The sequence below is a fragment of the Tumebacillus avium genome, assembly GCF_002162355.1.
Lineage (GTDB): Bacteria > Bacillota > Bacilli > Tumebacillales > Tumebacillaceae > Tumebacillus_A > Tumebacillus_A avium.
The window spans coordinates 1,774,625-1,791,131 of the sequence record NZ_CP021434.1; the positions used below are offsets into that span (position 1 = coordinate 1,774,625).

General features: G+C 55.1%; 14 protein-coding genes. All 14 read left to right on the top strand.

Annotated features, from left to right (window positions below; genetic code table 11):
* Positions 1-125 precede the first annotated feature (125 nt).
* The 14 genes from rpoB to rpsC all read left to right on the top strand — a co-directional run bounded on the left by rpoB (position 126) and on the right by rpsC (position 16,505).
* Positions 126-3,659 (top strand): DNA-directed RNA polymerase subunit beta, encoded by a 3,534-nt coding sequence (rpoB, locus tag CBW65_RS08295; RefSeq protein WP_087456442.1) that lies wholly within the window; start codon positions 126-128, stop codon positions 3,657-3,659.
* A gap of 23 nt (positions 3,660-3,682) precedes the next feature.
* Positions 3,683-7,345: a DNA-directed RNA polymerase subunit beta' gene (gene rpoC, locus CBW65_RS08300; RefSeq protein ID WP_087456443.1), complete on the top strand. Its 3,663-nt coding sequence runs from the start codon at positions 3,683-3,685 to the stop codon at positions 7,343-7,345.
* Between the two features lie 316 nt (positions 7,346-7,661).
* Positions 7,662-8,081 carry a 30S ribosomal protein S12 gene (gene rpsL, locus CBW65_RS08305; protein WP_087456444.1) on the top strand — a complete coding sequence of 140 codons (420 nt, stop codon included), beginning with the start codon at positions 7,662-7,664 and terminating at the stop codon, positions 8,079-8,081.
* A 42-nt stretch (positions 8,082-8,123) separates the two neighbouring features.
* Positions 8,124-8,594: a 30S ribosomal protein S7 gene (gene rpsG, locus CBW65_RS08310; RefSeq protein WP_087456445.1), complete on the top strand. Its 471-nt coding sequence runs from the start codon at positions 8,124-8,126 to the stop codon at positions 8,592-8,594.
* 86 nt (positions 8,595-8,680) lie between these two features.
* Positions 8,681-10,756 (top strand): elongation factor G, encoded by a 2,076-nt coding sequence (fusA, locus tag CBW65_RS08315; protein ID WP_087456446.1) that lies wholly within the window; start codon positions 8,681-8,683, stop codon positions 10,754-10,756.
* 30 nt (positions 10,757-10,786) lie between these two features.
* A complete protein-coding gene (tuf, locus tag CBW65_RS08320) occupies positions 10,787-11,974 on the top strand; it encodes an elongation factor Tu (protein WP_087456447.1) in 1,188 nt (395 codons plus the stop codon).
* Positions 11,975-12,375: 401 nt separating this feature from the next.
* Positions 12,376-12,684 (top strand): 30S ribosomal protein S10, encoded by a 309-nt coding sequence (gene rpsJ, locus CBW65_RS08325; protein ID WP_087456448.1) that lies wholly within the window; start codon positions 12,376-12,378, stop codon positions 12,682-12,684.
* 30 nt (positions 12,685-12,714) lie between these two features.
* Positions 12,715-13,338 carry a 50S ribosomal protein L3 gene (rplC, locus tag CBW65_RS08330; RefSeq protein WP_087456449.1) on the top strand — a complete coding sequence of 208 codons (624 nt, stop codon included), beginning with the start codon at positions 12,715-12,717 and terminating at the stop codon, positions 13,336-13,338.
* A gap of 30 nt (positions 13,339-13,368) precedes the next feature.
* Positions 13,369-13,989: a 50S ribosomal protein L4 gene (gene rplD, locus CBW65_RS08335; RefSeq protein ID WP_087456450.1), complete on the top strand. Its 621-nt coding sequence runs from the start codon at positions 13,369-13,371 to the stop codon at positions 13,987-13,989.
* Positions 13,989-14,279, top strand: a complete 291-nt coding sequence (rplW, locus tag CBW65_RS08340) for a 50S ribosomal protein L23 (protein ID WP_087456451.1) — start codon at positions 13,989-13,991, stop codon at positions 14,277-14,279. Before rplD ends, rplW begins: the two co-directional genes overlap by 1 nt.
* Positions 14,280-14,302: 23 nt before the next feature.
* On the top strand, positions 14,303-15,136 hold the full coding sequence (gene rplB, locus CBW65_RS08345; protein WP_087456452.1) for a 50S ribosomal protein L2: 834 nt from the start codon (positions 14,303-14,305) through the stop codon (positions 15,134-15,136).
* 30 nt (positions 15,137-15,166) lie between these two features.
* A complete protein-coding gene (rpsS, locus tag CBW65_RS08350) occupies positions 15,167-15,445 on the top strand; it encodes a 30S ribosomal protein S19 (protein ID WP_087456453.1) in 279 nt (92 codons plus the stop codon).
* A gap of 32 nt (positions 15,446-15,477) precedes the next feature.
* Positions 15,478-15,813, top strand: coding sequence for a 50S ribosomal protein L22 (rplV, locus tag CBW65_RS08355; protein WP_087456454.1), 336 nt, complete (start codon positions 15,478-15,480; stop codon positions 15,811-15,813).
* Between the two features lie 20 nt (positions 15,814-15,833).
* The gene (gene rpsC / locus CBW65_RS08360; protein WP_087456455.1) at positions 15,834-16,505 is read left to right on the top strand and encodes a 30S ribosomal protein S3; all 672 of its coding nucleotides are present in this window, start codon (positions 15,834-15,836) and stop codon (positions 16,503-16,505) included.
* Positions 16,506-16,507 lie beyond the last annotated feature (2 nt).

Here is a 16,507-nt window from a genome sequence, read left to right on the forward strand (position 1 = left end):
TCGCAGGTATTTTGGTAACGACTAAATATTACGTGGTTTTTCGAAATGTGTTTACATAACGTATCGCATTTTATTTTTTTGGGTGCGAGCGAGTGTGTGGATCAAAGGTATGAGGGGTGACAGATTTGAAGGGACAACTCGTGCAATACGGCAAAAGGCAGCGTAGAACTTATGCGCGTCTGGAAGAAGTATTGGAACTGCCGAATCTGATCGAGATTCAGCAAAAGTCCTACCAGAACTTCCTCGATGAGGGACTGCGGGAAATGTTCCAAGACATCTCGCCGATCTCTGACTTTACGGGCAACCTTTTGCTGGAGTTTGTAGACTACAGCCTGGGTGATCCGAAGTATTCGGTCGACGAATCGAAGGAGCGCGACGTTACATACGCTGCACCGCTGCGTGTCAAAGTGCGTCTTATTAACCGGGAAACTGGGGAAGTCAAAGAGCAGGAAGTCTTTATGGGTGATTTCCCGCTGATGACCGAGACCGGCACGTTCATCATCAACGGCGCCGAGCGCGTCATCGTTTCTCAGTTGGTTCGTTCCCCAAGCGTCTACTTCAATACCAAGATTGATAAAAACGGGAAGAAGGCGTATACCGCTACTGTCATCCCGAACCGCGGTGCTTGGCTGGAGTTGGAGACGGACGCGAAGGACATCATTTACGTACGGATCGACCGGACACGGAAAATCCCTGTGACGGTGCTTTTGCGTGCGCTTGGTTTCTCCACTGACGCGGAGATCTTGAACCTGCTGGGCGAAGATGAATATCTGCGCAACACGCTGGACAAGGACAACACGGAGAACTCTGAGAAGGCCTTGCTTGAAATCTATGAGCGCCTTCGTCCGGGTGAACCGCCGACGTTGGATAATGCCCGCAACTTGCTGATTTCCCGCTTCTTCGATCCGAAGCGCTACGACTTGGCAAATGTCGGCCGCTACAAGATCAACAAGAAGTTACATATTAAGAACCGTTTGCTCGGTCAGCGTCTCGCAGAGACCCTTGTTGACCAGAACACCGGGGAGATCATCGCAGAAGCAGGTCAGGTCCTCGACCGCCGCCTGCTCGACAAGGTCCTCCCGTGGCTTGAAGGCGATATCAACCATGTTGAGTACAAGTCCACTTCCGGCGTCGTGCAGGAAGAGATGATCAACGTGCAAGAGATCCGCATCTTCTCTCCGCGCGAAGACGGCAAGGTGATCAAGGTCATCGGCAACGCAAACATCGACAAGAACGTCAAGCACGTAACGCCGGCTGACATTCTGGCGTCGATCTCCTATTTCATCAACCTGCTGCATGGCGTTGGCTCCACCGACGACATCGACCACTTGGGGAACCGCCGTCTGCGTTCGGTTGGCGAATTGCTCACCAACCAGTTCCGCATCGGTCTTTCCCGTATGGAGCGCGTCGTTCGCGAGCGCATGTCGATCCAGGACGCGAATGCGATCACGCCGCAAGCGTTGATCAACATTCGTCCGGTGATCGCCGCGATCAAGGAGTTCTTTGGCTCCTCGCAGCTGTCCCAGTTCATGGATCAGACCAACCCGCTGGCAGAACTCACGCACAAGCGCCGTCTGTCCGCACTTGGTCCGGGCGGTTTGACGCGTGAACGCGCAGGCTTCGAAGTTCGTGACGTCCATCACTCTCACTACGGCCGGATGTGCCCGATCGAGACCCCGGAAGGTCCGAACATCGGTTTGATCAACTACCTCTCCACCTATGCGCGCATCAACGAGTACGGTTTTATCGAAACGCCGTACCGCCGCGTAGATCCGGAGACCCTCCAAGTCACCGACCAGATCGACTATCTGACTGCTGACGAAGAGGACAACTATGTCATTGCGCAGGCGAACATCGGTCTCGATGAAACGGGCAAGATCGTTGACGATCAGGTTATCGTCCGCTTCAAAGAGGAGACGCTGCTGCTCGCTCCGGAGCGCGTCGACTACATGGACGTTTCGCCGAAGCAGGTCGTATCGGTCGCAACCGCGTGTATCCCGTTCCTCGAGAACGACGACGCGAACCGCGCGCTGATGGGATCGAACATGCAACGTCAGGCCGTTCCTTTGCTCAAGCCGCATGCGCCGTTCGTCGGCACCGGCATGGAGCACAAGGCGGCGAAAGACTCCGGTTCGACCGTTGTCTCCAAGCATAACGGCATCGCCGAGCGCGTGTCAGCCAACGAAGTGTGGATCCGCGAGCAGAAAGAGATCGACGGCAGACTCGTCAATGGCGACCTGCATAAATATAAACTCCTTAAATTCACCCGTTCCAACCAAGGCACCTGCATCAACCAGCGTCCGATCGTGGAAGCTGGCGAGCAGATCAAGAAGGGCCAGATCATCGCGGACGGTCCGGCGACCGATTCTGGTGAACTCGCGCTTGGCAAGAACGTTATCGTCGCGTTTATGACCTGGGAAGGTTACAACTACGAGGATGCGATCTTGCTGTCTGAGAAGCTGGTGAAGGAAGACGTGTACACCTCGCTGCATATCGAGGAGTACGAAGCGGAAGCCCGCGACACCAAGCTCGGGCCGGAAGAGATCACCCGCGACATCCCGAACGTCGGCGATGAAGCGCTGAAGAACCTCGACGAGCGCGGCATCATCCGCGTCGGCGCTGAGATCGAAGCGGGCGACATCCTGGTCGGGAAAGTAACGCCGAAGGGCGTGACCGAACTGACTGCGGAAGAACGACTGCTGCACGCGATCTTCGGCGAAAAGGCGCGCGAAGTGCGCGACACCTCGCTGCGCGTTCCGCACGGCGGCGCCGGCATCATCGTCGACGTCAAAGTCTTCACCCGCGACAACGGCGACGAACTGCCGCCGGGCGTCAACCAGCTGGTGCGCGTCTACATCGCGCAAAAGCGGAAGATCTCCGAAGGTGACAAGATGGCAGGCCGCCACGGTAACAAAGGTGTCGTGGCCCGCATCATGGCAGAAGAAGACATGCCGTTCCTGTCGGACGGCACGCCGGTACAGGTTGTACTGAACCCGCTGGGCGTACCGTCTCGGATGAACATCGGTCAGGTCCTCGAGACCCACTTGGGGATGGCTGCCCGTTACCTCGGCATCTCCGTCGCGACTCCGGTCTTTGACGGCGCCCGCGAATCGGACGTGTTCGACACGCTTGAAGAAGCAGGACTCCCGCGCGACGGCAAACAGGTGCTCTACGACGGCCGCACCGGCGAACCGTTTGAGAACCGCGTCACCGTCGGCTGTGTATACATGCTGAAGCTTCACCACTTGGTCGATGACAAGATTCATGCCCGCTCCACCGGCCCGTACTCCCTCGTCACTCAGCAGCCGCTGGGCGGTAAGGCGCAGTTCGGCGGTCAGCGCTTCGGTGAGATGGAGGTATGGGCGCTGGAAGCATACGGCGCTGCATACACCCTGCAAGAGATCCTCACCGTCAAGTCTGACGATGTGGTCGGCCGCGTGAAGACATATGAAGCGATCGTCAAAGGGGAAAACGTTCCGGAACCGGGCGTGCCCGAATCGTTCAAAGTGTTGATCAAGGAGCTTCAGTCCCTCGGTATGGATGTGAAGATCCTCTCGGAAGATGAGCAAGAGATCGTGATGCGTGAAAGCGACGAAGATGATGATTCGGGTGAGAAGCTCAACCTGAATCTGTCCGCTCGAGAAGTCGCTGACGAGTAAGAACGGAAAGGGAGGTAGGCCCCTTGTTGGACGTCAACAACTTTGAGTACATGAAGATCGGGTTGGCATCCCCGGAAAAGATCCGCTCGTGGTCGCACGGGGAAGTCAAGAAACCTGAGACGATCAACTACCGGACCCTCAAGCCTGAAAAAGAAGGTCTGTTCTGCGAAAAAATCTTCGGACCAACCCGCGACTGGGAATGTCATTGCGGCAAGTACAAGCGCGTTCGCTATAAAGGCGTCGTTTGTGACCGCTGCGGTGTAGAAGTCACGCGTGCAAAAGTCCGTCGGGAGCGTATGGGGCACATTGAACTTGCTGCCCCGGTCTCCCATATCTGGTACTTCAAAGGCATCCCGAGCCGCATGGGTCTCGTGCTGGACATGAGCCCGCGCTCGCTCGAGGAAGTCATCTACTTCGCATCCTACGTGGTAACCTCCGCAGGCGACACGCCGCTTGAATACAAGCAGTTGCTCTCCGAGAAGGAATACCGTTCGTACCGCGAAAAATACGGCTATGCTTTCGAAGCCGGCATGGGCGCTGAAGCGATCAAAAAGCTGCTGCTCCAAGTCGAAGTCGAAAAAGAAGTCGTGCAGCTCAAGGAAGAGCTGAAGTCTGCACAAGGCCAGCGCCGCAACCGTGCGATCAAGCGTCTGGAAGTCATGGAAGCGTTCCGCACCTCGACCAACGCGCCGTCTTGGATGATCCTCGACGTGCTCCCGGTCATCCCGCCGGAACTGCGCCCGATGGTGCAGCTCGACGGCGGCCGCTTCGCGACGTCCGACTTGAACGACCTGTACCGCCGCGTGATCAACCGGAACAACCGTCTCAAGCGTCTGCTTGACCTCGGCGCTCCGGACATCATCGTGCAAAACGAGAAGCGCATGCTGCAGGAAGCTGTAGACGCGCTGATCGACAACGGCCGCCGCGGCCGTCCGGTAACGGGCCCGGGCAACCGTCCGCTCAAATCCCTTTCGCACATGCTGAAAGGGAAGCAAGGCCGCTTCCGTCAAAACCTGCTCGGGAAGCGCGTCGACTACTCTGGCCGTTCCGTTATCGTAGTAGGTCCGCACCTGCGCATGTATCAGTGCGGTCTGCCGAAAGAAATGGCGCTCGAGCTGTTCAAGCCGTTCGTCATGAAGGAACTCGTCGCCAAAGGCCTCGCGCACAACATCAAGAGCGCGAAGCGCAAAGTGGAGCGCGTCTCGGCGGAAGTGTGGGATGTGCTGGAAGAGGTCATCAAGGAACATCCGGTGCTCCTCAACCGCGCACCAACCTTGCACCGTCTGGGCATCCAGGCGTTCGAACCGACGCTGGTCGAAGGTCGCGCGATCAAGCTCCATCCGCTCGTATGTACGGCGTATAACGCCGACTTTGACGGCGACCAGATGGCAGTCCACGTTCCGCTGTCTGCAGAAGCACAAGCGGAAGCGCGTCTCCTGATGCTGGCAGCACACAACATCCTCAACCCGAAAGACGGCAAACCGGTCGTCACTCCGACGCAGGACATGGTTCTCGGCTCGTACTACCTGACCATGGACCGCGTAGGCGAACCGGGCGAAGGACGTGTGTTCCACTCGACGACAGAAGCGCTGCTCGCTTACGATATGGGTCAAGTCTCGCTGCACACGCGGATCATCATTCCGGCGAAAGTGCTCGGCAAGACCTCCTTTACCGAACAGCAGCAAAATGCGTACCTGATCACCACTCCGGGCAAGATCATCTTCAACGAGATTTTCCCGGCTGACTTCCCGTTCATCAACTCCGCGAAGCAGGAAAACCTGCTCAAAGGGACACCTGATATGTTCTTCATCTATGACAAGTCGTCCGACTTCCGCGCAGCAGCTGCTGCTGTGGAACCGCAGTCGGCTGTCGTCAAAGGCTACATCGGGCAGATCATCGCGGAATGTTTCCGCCGTTACGGCACGACGATCACTTCGGAGACGCTCGACAAGATCAAAGCGATGGCGTTTAAATACTCGACCAGAGCCGGGATCACCATCTCCGTTGCGGACATCATCGTTCCGAAGGCGAAGTATGACATCATCACGCAAGCGGAAGAGAAAGTCGCGTCGGTCACCAAGCAGTTCCGCCGCGGTCTGATCACCGACGACGAGCGCTATGACCGCGTCATCTCCGTCTGGTCGAAAGCAAAAGACGAGATCACGTCCGTGCTGATGGGCTCCTTGGACCGCTACAACCCGATTTACATGATGGCGCACTCCGGTGCGCGCGGTAACGTATCGCAGATCACCCAGCTCGCAGGGATGCGCGGTCTGATGGCGAACCCGTCCGGCCGGATCATCGAGTTGCCGATCAAGTCGAACTTCCGTGAAGGCCTCACCGTACTCGAGTACTTCATCTCGACGCACGGTGCCCGTAAAGGTCTTGCGGATACCGCGCTCCGTACCGCCGACTCCGGTTACCTCACCCGCCGCCTCGTCGACGTCGCGCAAGACGTCATCGTCCGCCAGCAAGACTGCGGCACCGACAAAGGCGTTTGGGCCGAAGAGATCCGCGACGGCAAGGAAGTCATCGAGGAATTGTTTGACCGCATCGTCGGCCGCATTACCTTCCAGCAAGTCGTTCATCCTGAGACGGGCGAAGTGATCGTCGACGTGAACGAACAGATCGACGAAGAGATGGGCCGCACCATCATCGGCGCGAACATCGAACGCGTCTACATCCGCTCTGTCACCGCTTGCCGCACCCAGCACGGCGTCTGCATCAACTGCTACGGCCGCAACCTGGCGACCGGCAACATGGTGGAGATCGGCGAGGCGGTCGGCATCATCGCCGCACAGTCGATCGGTGAACCGGGTACCCAGCTGACCATGCGTACGTTCCATACCGGGGGCGTTGCGGGTGATGACATCACCCAAGGTTTGCCGCGTATCCAGGAATTGTTCGAAGCACGTAACCCGAAAGGCCAAGCGATCATCACCGAGATCGACGGCACCGTATCTGACATCCGCGAAGTCAAAGACAAGCGCGAGATCGAAGTTTCCGGCAATGCTGAAGTCAAGGTGTATCCGGTTCCGTACGGCTCCCGCATCCGCGTGGCCGTAGGCAAGGTGATCGAGGCGGGCGACGAGCTGACCGAGGGTTCCATTGACCCGAAAGACATGCTGAAGGTAAAAGGCATCCACGGCGTGCAGATGTACCTGCTGCGCGAAGTGCAGCGCGTATACCGTCTGCAGGGCGTTGAGATCAACGACAAGCACGTTGAGGTTATGGTCCGCCAGATGCTGCGCAAAGTCCGCATCATCGACGCAGGCGACACCACCCTGTTGCCGGGCACCTATGTCGACATCTACGAGTTTGAGAAGGCGAACATGCCTGTGCTGATCACCGGCAAGGGCGATCCGGCTGTCGCGCGCCCTGCGTTGCTTGGTATTACCAAAGCATCGCTGGAGACCGACTCCTTCCTCTCTGCAGCGTCCTTCCAGGAGACTACCCGTGTCCTGACCGAAGCTGCGATCAAGGGGAAAGTGGACCGTCTGCTCGGCCTCAAAGAGAACGTCATCATCGGTAAGCTGGTTCCGGCCGGCACCGGGATGTCCCGTTACCGCAACATTAAGATCGAAGACGGCACCGAGACGGATGAGGAAACTCTGTCCACCGAGGGCGGATCCCACGACGAGATCGAAGGTTCCGAGCTGGAAACGGTCGAAACGGCTGTTGAATAAACATGCAGGCCACAGGAAGGCGCTCCCTTACGGCGGGCGCCTTCCCGCTGGCTTTCTGCCATGGAGATAAAAATAATTTTGCGAGCCGTCCGGAAGTGTTGACTTCCTGCAAACTAGGTGATACAATCTCGTAGTGTGCCTGAGGTCATCGTTTAAGACAAGCAGTCATGTTGCTGGTGACTGTGTCGCACATCGCTTGTCATTAGGTATTTTGGCTGGCTGATCTAAGTTAGTTCGCCACTTACCTTTTTCATTTGCCTAACCATGAGCCACCGGGCTCTGTGGACTTGAAACTTTGGAAGGAGGTGCAGCAACAATGCCGACAATTAACCAATTGGTACGCAAAGGCCGTAAGTCCGTCGAGAAGAAATCGACTGCACCGGCGCTGCAGAAAGGCTACAACAGCTTCGTAAAGGAGCAAACCGATCTGCCGTCCCCGCAAAAGCGTGGGGTTTGCACTCGCGTAGGTACCATGACCCCGAAGAAACCGAACTCCGCACTGCGTAAGTATGCGCGTGTTCGTTTGACCAACGGTATCGAGGTAACCGCGTACATCCCGGGTATCGGTCACAACTTGCAAGAACACAGCGTGGTTCTCGTTCGTGGCGGCCGTGTAAAAGACCTTCCGGGTGTTCGTTACCACATCGTTCGCGGCGCACTGGACACTGCAGGCGTGAAAGACCGCATGCAAGCTCGTTCCAAGTACGGCGCGAAGCGTCCGAAAGCGAAGAAGTAATGACTGCAAGTAGTGCAGAAACACCGAAAGGAGGCGAATTGCATGCCGCGTAAAGGTCCAGTACCGCGCCGTGACGTGCTGCCGGATCCGGTTTACGGATCCAAGCTGGTAACTCGTCTGGCTAACAAATTGATGTACGATGGCAAGAAGTCCACTGCGCAAGGCGCAGTTTACGAAGCGTTCGACAAAATCCGTGAGAAGACTGGCAACGATCCGTTGGAAGTGTTCGAAACGGCAATGAAGAACATCATGCCCGTACTCGAAGTTAAAGCTCGCCGTGTAGGGGGCGCGAACTACCAAGTTCCGATCGAAGTCCGTCCGGAGCGCCGAGTAACCCTCGCGATCCGTTGGCTCGTCGATTACTCCCGCAAGCGCAACGAAAAAACCATCGTGGACAAGCTGGCTAACGAACTCATGGATGCTGCCAACAACACTGGCGGTTCCGTGAAGCGTCGTGAAGACATGCACAAGATGGCTGAAGCGAACAAAGCGTTTGCTCACTACCGCTGGTAGGATTTATAAATTACGTGTTCGGATAGGTTCTCTTTGGGATCTGTCCGATCACCTGTATACTTATTTGAGAAAGGAGGATGTGCCATATGTCCCGTAAGTTCCCTCTTGAGAGAACAAGAAACATCGGTATCATGGCTCACATCGACGCTGGTAAAACCACTACCACCGAGCGCGTCCTGTTCTACACCGGCCGCGTGCATAAGATCGGTGAAGTGCACGAAGGTGCAGCGACGATGGACTGGATGGTCCAGGAGCAAGAGCGTGGTATCACGATCACATCCGCTGCAACCACTGCAGAATGGAACAACCACCGCATCAACATTATCGACACACCAGGTCACGTGGACTTCACTGTTGAAGTTGAGCGTTCCCTGCGCGTCCTCGATGGTTCGGTAGGCGTATTCTGCGCGAAGGGCGGCGTTGAACCGCAGTCCGAGACCGTATGGCGCCAAGCGGACAAGTACTCCGTTCCGCGTATCGCATACGTCAACAAGATGGACATCATCGGTGCTGACTTCTTCCGTTGCATCGACATGATGCGCGATCGCCTCAAGGCGAACGCTGTGCCGCTGCATTTGCCGATCGGCGCAGAAGACACCTTCCAAGGCATGGTTGACCTGGTCACCATGAAAGCGGTCATCTACACCGACGACCTTGGCAAGACCTCTGAGCAGGCTGAAATCCCGGCTGACCTCAAAGACCGCGCTGAAGAGCTGCGCGCATCCCTCGTGGAAGCTGTTGCAGAACTTGACGAAGAGCTGATGATGAAATACCTCGAAGGCGAAGAAATCACCACCGAGGAAATCAAAGCTGCTCTGCGCAAAGGCGTAATCAACGTTCAGATCATCCCGGTTCTGTGCGGTTCCTCGTACAAGAACAAGGGTGTTCAGCAAATGCTGGACGCTGTTGTTGATTACATGCCGGCTCCGACCGACGTTCCGGCGATCAAAGGCGTTACCGAAGACGGTGAAGAGACTGAGCGTCCGTCCTCCGACACTGAGCCGTTCGCGGCTCTGGCGTTCAAGATCATGACTGACCCGTTTGTAGGTAAGCTGGCGTTCTTCCGCGTTTACTCTGGTGTTCTGACCTCGGGCTCCTATGTCCTGAACTCCACCAAAGGCAAGCGTGAACGTATCGGCCGTATCCTGCAGATGCATGCCAACCACCGTGAAGAGATCTCGACCGTTTACTCGGGCGACATCGCTGCAGCAGTTGGTTTGAAAGACACCACCACCGGTGACACTCTGTGCGACGAGAAGAGCGTTGTTATCCTCGAGTCCATGGAATTCCCGGAGCCGGTTATCTCCCTCTCCCTCGAGCCGAAGTCCAAAGCAGACCAAGATAAACTTGGTATCGCTCTGTCCAAGCTCGCAGAGGAAGACCCGACCTTCAAAACCTACACCGACCAAGAGACCGGTCAAACGATCATCTCCGGTATGGGCGAGCTGCACCTTGAAATCATCGTAGACCGTCTCCTGCGCGAATTCAAAGTTGAAACCAACGTTGGTAAGCCGCAGGTTGCGTACAAAGAAACCATCTCTTCCAAAGTGAAGATCGAAGGTAAATTCGTACGTCAGTCCGGTGGTAAAGGTCAATACGGTCACGTATGGCTCGAGCTGGAACCGCTTGAGCGCGGCGCTGGCTACCAATTCGAAAACAAGATCGTCGGCGGCGTTGTTCCGCGCGAATACGTCCCGGCTGTCGATAACGGTATTCAAGAAGCTATGAGCAACGGTATCCTTGCTGGTTACCCGCTCATCGACATGAAAGCTACGATCATCGATGGTTCTTACCATGACGTCGACTCCTCCGAGATGGCGTTTAAGATCGCAGGCTCCATGGCACTGAAAGCCGGCGCTGTGAAAGCAGGCCCGGTCATTCTTGAGCCGATCATGAAGGTTGAAGTTATCGTTCCGGAAGAATACATGGGCGATATCATGGGCGACGTCAACTCTCGTCGCGGCCGTATCGAAGGTATGGAAACCCGTGCAGGTGCACAAGTCATCCGCGCTTACGTTCCGCTTTCCGAAATGTTCGGTTACGCAACTACCCTGCGTTCCCGTACCCAAGGCCGTGGCCAGTATGCGATGGAGTTCTTTGCCTTCGAAGAAACCCCGAAATCCATCACGCAAGAAATCATCGCCAAAAACAAAGGCGAGTAATTTATACACGAATAAGAGGAGTTGACCAAAGTGGGAAAAGCTAAATTTGAGCGTAACAAGCCGCACGTTAACATTGGTACTATCGGTCACGTCGACCACGGTAAAACCACTCTGACTGCAGCAATCACCACCTACCTGGCGAAAAAGGGCGGCGCGCAAGCAATGGCGTACGACGCAATCGACAAAGCTCCGGAAGAGCGCGAGCGCGGTATCACCATCAACACCGCTCACGTTGAGTACGAAACCGAAAACCGTCACTACGCACACGTAGACTGCCCGGGACATGCCGACTATGTTAAGAACATGATCACCGGCGCAGCACAAATGGACGGCGCGATCCTGGTTGTTTCCGCAGCTGACGGCCCGATGCCGCAAACTCGTGAACACATCCTGCTGTCCCGCCAAGTAGGCGTTCCGTACATCGTTGTCTTCATGAACAAATGCGACATGGTTGACGATGAAGAACTCCTCGAGCTGGTTGAAATGGAAATCCGTGACCTGCTCTCCGAGTACGAATTCCCGGGCGACGACATCCCGGTAATCAAAGGCTCCGCTCTGAAAGCTCTGGAAGGCGACGCTGCTTGGGAAGGCCGCATCGACGAGCTGATGGCTGCTGTTGACTCCTACATCCCGGAACCGACTCGTGAAACCGACAAGCCGTTCCTGATGCCGGTCGAGGACGTGTTCACCATCACTGGCCGTGGTACCGTTGCTACCGGCCGCGTTGAGCGCGGTGAGCTCAAAGTTGGCGACAACGTAGAAATCGTTGGTCTGGTTGAAGAAACCAAGTCCACCGTTGCTACCGGTATCGAAATGTTCCGCAAGCTGCTCGACTTCGCACACGCTGGTGACAACATCGGCGCACTGCTGCGCGGTGTTGACCGCAGCAACATCGAGCGCGGCCAAGTTATCTGCAAGCCGGGCTCCATCAAGCCGCACACCACCTTCAACGCAGAACTTTACGTTCTGACCAAAGAAGAGGGCGGCCGTCACACCCCGTTCTTCCAAGGCTACCGTCCGCAGTTCTACGTTCGTACTACCGACGTAACTGGTATCGTTCAGCTGCCGGAAGGCACCGAAATGGTAATGCCGGGCGACAACATCTCCGTTATCGTTGAGCTGATCTCCCCGATCGCTCTCGAAGATGGTACCCGCTTCGCAATCCGCGAAGGCGGCCGTACTGTTGGCGCAGGCGTAGTTGCTTCCATCATCAAGTAATTACCCTTCGGGCGAAGAGGACGAATCTTTCGAGATTCGTCCTCTTTTTTTGTTTTCGCAACGATTTTTCTATTTTCATCATTTTCCATAGCGATAGGCTTTGACATTTCACGCATCATCCTCTAAAATAGGAGAAGTGTCCTACTGAAACGAAGACAACACGCTCGTGTGTTCCATAAAATCAGGACCCTCCAAAAAGAGGATGAATAATTTTGCGAGACACATCGACAAATAGCTTGTCTTTTAAGAGTCGAAGTAGTATACTTTTAAATTGTTGGTCTTGACTGCGATGATGCGAAAGGTTGCTGAGGTGCCGATTGATTTTTGCCATATGCGGCACGGATCAGGTAAATTTTCGCGGAGTATGTCCACTACAAATGGGCGAAAAGGAGGGAACACATATGGCGAAACAGAAAATCCGTATCCGTTTGAAGGCTTACGATCACAAAATTCTCGACACTTCTGCTGAGAAGATTGTTGAAACGGCTAAGCGTTCCGGTGCGTCCGTATCGGGTCCGATTCCGCTTCCGACTGAGAAGTCGATCTTCACGATCCTGCGTGCACCGCATAAATACAAGGATGCGCGTGAGCAGTTTGAAATGCGTACGCATAAACGTCTGATTGACATCGTTAATCCGACGCCGCAAACTGTTGATGCTCTGATGCGACTTGATCTGCCGTCTGGCGTTGATATTGAGATCAAGCTCTAAACCCAATTTCTAATTTGAGGAGGTGTCAACATGAAAGGTATCTTGGGACGTAAACTCGGTATGACTCAGGTGTTTACTGAAGAAGGTAACGTCGTTCCGGTAACTGTTATCGAAGCAGGTCCGAACGTAGTTCTTCAAAAGAAAGACCTTGCAAACGATGGCTACGAAGCGATCCAGCTCGGCTTTGCTGACAAGAAGAACGTGAACAAGCCGGCGCAAGGCCATGCAGCAAAGGCAAACACCACCCCCAAGCGCTACGTTCGTGAAATGCGCGGAGTTGATCTGGCAGCATACGAAGTAGGTCAAGTCTTGAATGCTGACGTATTTGCAGCTGGTGAAATTGTCGACGTTGTTGGTGTATCGAAGGGTAAAGGTTTCGCTGGTGCGATCAAGCGCCACAACCAATCCCGCGGTCCGATGGCTCACGGTTCCCGTTACCATCGTCGCCCTGGTTCCCTCGGCTCCATCAACCCGGGCCGCGTATTTAAAGGACAAACCCTCCCGGGTCGTATGGGTGGCGAGCGTATTACCGTTCAGAACCTCGAAGTCATCAAGATTGACACCGAGCGCAACCTGCTGCTCGTTAAAGGTTCTATTCCGGGTCCGAAAAACTCCTTCGTAACAGTCAAGTCGGCTGTTAAGGCGGGTAAATAAATCATTTCTTAGGAAAGGAGGAGACCCTACATGCCGAAAGTGCCTGTATATAACATGAGTGGCTCCCAAGTTGGAGAGATCGAACTCTCCGAAACCGTGTTCGGTATCACCCCGAACCAACACGTGCTGCACGAAGCAGTTGTCATGCAACAAGCATCTCTGCGCCGTGGTACTCACGATGTAAAGAACCGTTCCGAAGTTCGCGGCGGCGGCCGTAAGCCGTGGCGTCAAAAGGGTACCGGTCGTGCGCGCCAAGGTTCCATCCGCTCCCCGCAATGGGTAGGCGGTGGTACCGTATTTGGTCCGACCCCGCGTTCCTACGCTTACAAGCTCCCGAAGAAAGTTCGTCGTCTGGCGCTGAAATCCGCGCTCGCTACGAAAGTAAACGCGAACGAAATCTTCGTACTCGATGCATTGACCATTGATGCTCCGAAGACGAAGGACATGGTGAAGCTCCTGAACAACCTGAAGCTCGGCAAAGCTCTGATCGTTGCAAGCGAGAAGGATGCAAACATCGCTCTCTCTGCACGTAACATTCCGGGCGTGAAATTCGTCGATGCTACCGGTATCAACGTACTGGATCTTCTCCATCACGATGCACTCGTCATTACTAAAGACGCAGTGGCTAAAGTCGAGGAGGTGTTCGCATAATGAAGAACGCACGCGACATCATCAAGCGTCCGGTGATCACCGAGCGCACCACTGACCTGATGGAAGAAAACAAGTTCGTTTTCGAAGTAGACCTGAAAGCGAACAAGACTGAAATCAAAGCAGCTCTCGAAGAAATCTTCGGCGTAACCATCGACAAGGTTAACACTTTGCGCGTTCCGTCCAAGAAAAAGCGCGTAGGCCGCCATGTTGGCCGCACGTCCGAGTGGAAAAAGGCGATTGTTACCTTGACCGCGGACTCGAAACCGCTTAACTTCTTCGAAGGTGCGTAACCACTAAGAAGGAGGGACTTCCTATGGGTATCAAGAAGTACAAACCGACCTCTCCGGGTCGTCGTTTCATGACAGTTCTGACCTATGAAGAGCTGACGACCGACAAACCCGAAAAATCCCTTCTGCTGCCGCTGCACAACAAGGGTGGCCGCAACAACACAGGGAGAACCACTGTACGTCACCAGGGCGGCGGCGCGAAGCGTCAATACCGCATCATCGACTTCAAGCGCAACAAGGATGGCATTCCGGGCCGCGTTGCTACGATCGAATACGATCCGAACCGTACCTCTTTCATCGCTCTGATCAACTACGTTGACGGCGAGAAGCGTTACATCATCGCTCCGGTTGGCCTGAAAGTCGGCGATATGATCCAGTCCGGCACTGATGTCGACATCAAAGTCGGCAACGCACTGCCGCTGGCTAACATCCCGGTAGGTACCGTGATCCACAACATCGAGCTGAAAGCTGGCAAGGGCGGCCAAATCGCTCGCGCTGCAGGCGCTGAAGCTCAATTGCTCGCAAAAGAAGGCGACTACTGCCACGTACGTCTGGCATCCGGCGAAGTTCGCCTGATCCGTTCCGAGTGCAAAGCTACCATCGGCCAAGTCGGCAACCTCGACCACGAGCTGGTGAACATCGGTAAAGCAGGCCGCAACCGACACAAGAACATTCGTCCGACTGTCCGCGGTGTTGTTATGAACCCGAACGATCACCCGCACGGTGGTGGTGAAGGCCGCGCTCCGATCGGCCGCAAGTCTCCGATGTCCCCGTGGGGCAAACCGACCCTCGGCAAGAAGACGCGCAAGAAGAACAAGCAATCTAACAAATATATTGTTCGTTCGCGCAAGAAGAAGTAATTTAACTGCCTAACGAAGGGAGGTACTAACATGAGTCGCTCTCTTAAGAAAGGACCGTTTGTAGACGATCATCTCATGAAGAAAGTTGAAGAGATGAACGCTGCCGGCGATAAGAAGGTTATCAAAACCTGGTCTCGCCGTTCCACCATCTTCCCGGATTTCATCGGACACACCTTCGCGGTATATGATGGCCGCAAGCACGTTCCGGTGTACGTAACGGAAGATATGGTCGGTCACAAGCTTGGTGAATTCGCACCGACTCGTTCCTACAAAGGACACGGTGCTGACGAGAAAACATCTCGCCGCTAATATTTTATGATCGGTAGAGAGGAGGTAATACAATGCAAACTGCGAAGGCAGTCGCTCGTACCGTGCGTATCGCACCGCGCAAAGTCCGCCTGGTTGTGGACTTGATCCGCGGCAAGAAAGCTTCGGAAGCGATCGCGATCCTCAAGCACACTCCGAAAGCTGCATCTCCGGTTGTTGAAAAGGTTCTGAACTCCGCTCTGGCGAATGCAGACCACAACTACAGCCTGGACCTGGACAGCCTCTATGTTAAAGAAGTATTCGTGGATCAAGGACCGACCCTGAAGCGCTTCCGTCCGCGCGCACAAGGCCGTGCATTCCGTATTCACAAGCGCACCAGCCACATCACCGTGGTACTCGGTGAAAAGTAGTCAAGAAGGAGGGATAACGGATGGGACAAAAGGTTAACCCCGTAGGCCTTCGCGTTGGTATCATTCGCGACTGGGAGTCGAAATGGTTCGCTAACAAGAAGGAATACACCGAACTGCTTCACGAAGATATCAAAGTTCGTGAGTATATCGAGAACCGCCTGAAAGATGCATCTGTTGCTACGGTAGAAATCGAACGGGCTGCAAACCGTATCAACGTAACCATTCACACTGCGAAGCCGGGTATGGTTATCGGTAAGGGCGGCGCTGAGGTTGATAACCTGCGCACCGCACTGTCCACCATGACAGGCAAGCGTGTACACATCAACATCGCTGAGATCAAGCATCCGGACATGAATGCTCACCTGGTTGCTGTAAACATCGCACAACAGCTCGAACGCCGTATCGCGTTCCGCCGTGCAATGAAACAATCGATCCAGCGCACTATGCGCACTGGCGCTAAGGGTATCAAAGTACAAGTATCCGGTCGTCTTGGCGGCGCTGAGATCGCGCGTACCGAAGGTTACTCCGAAGGTACGGTTCCGCTGCACACTCTGCGCGCTGACATCGACTACGCTCACTACGAAGCTCACACCACTTACGGCCGTATCGGCGTAAAAGTGTGGATCTACCGTGGCGAAGTACTGCCTACCCGCGGCGCAAAGAAAGTAGCTGCCGAAGAAGGGGGTAAGTAAGA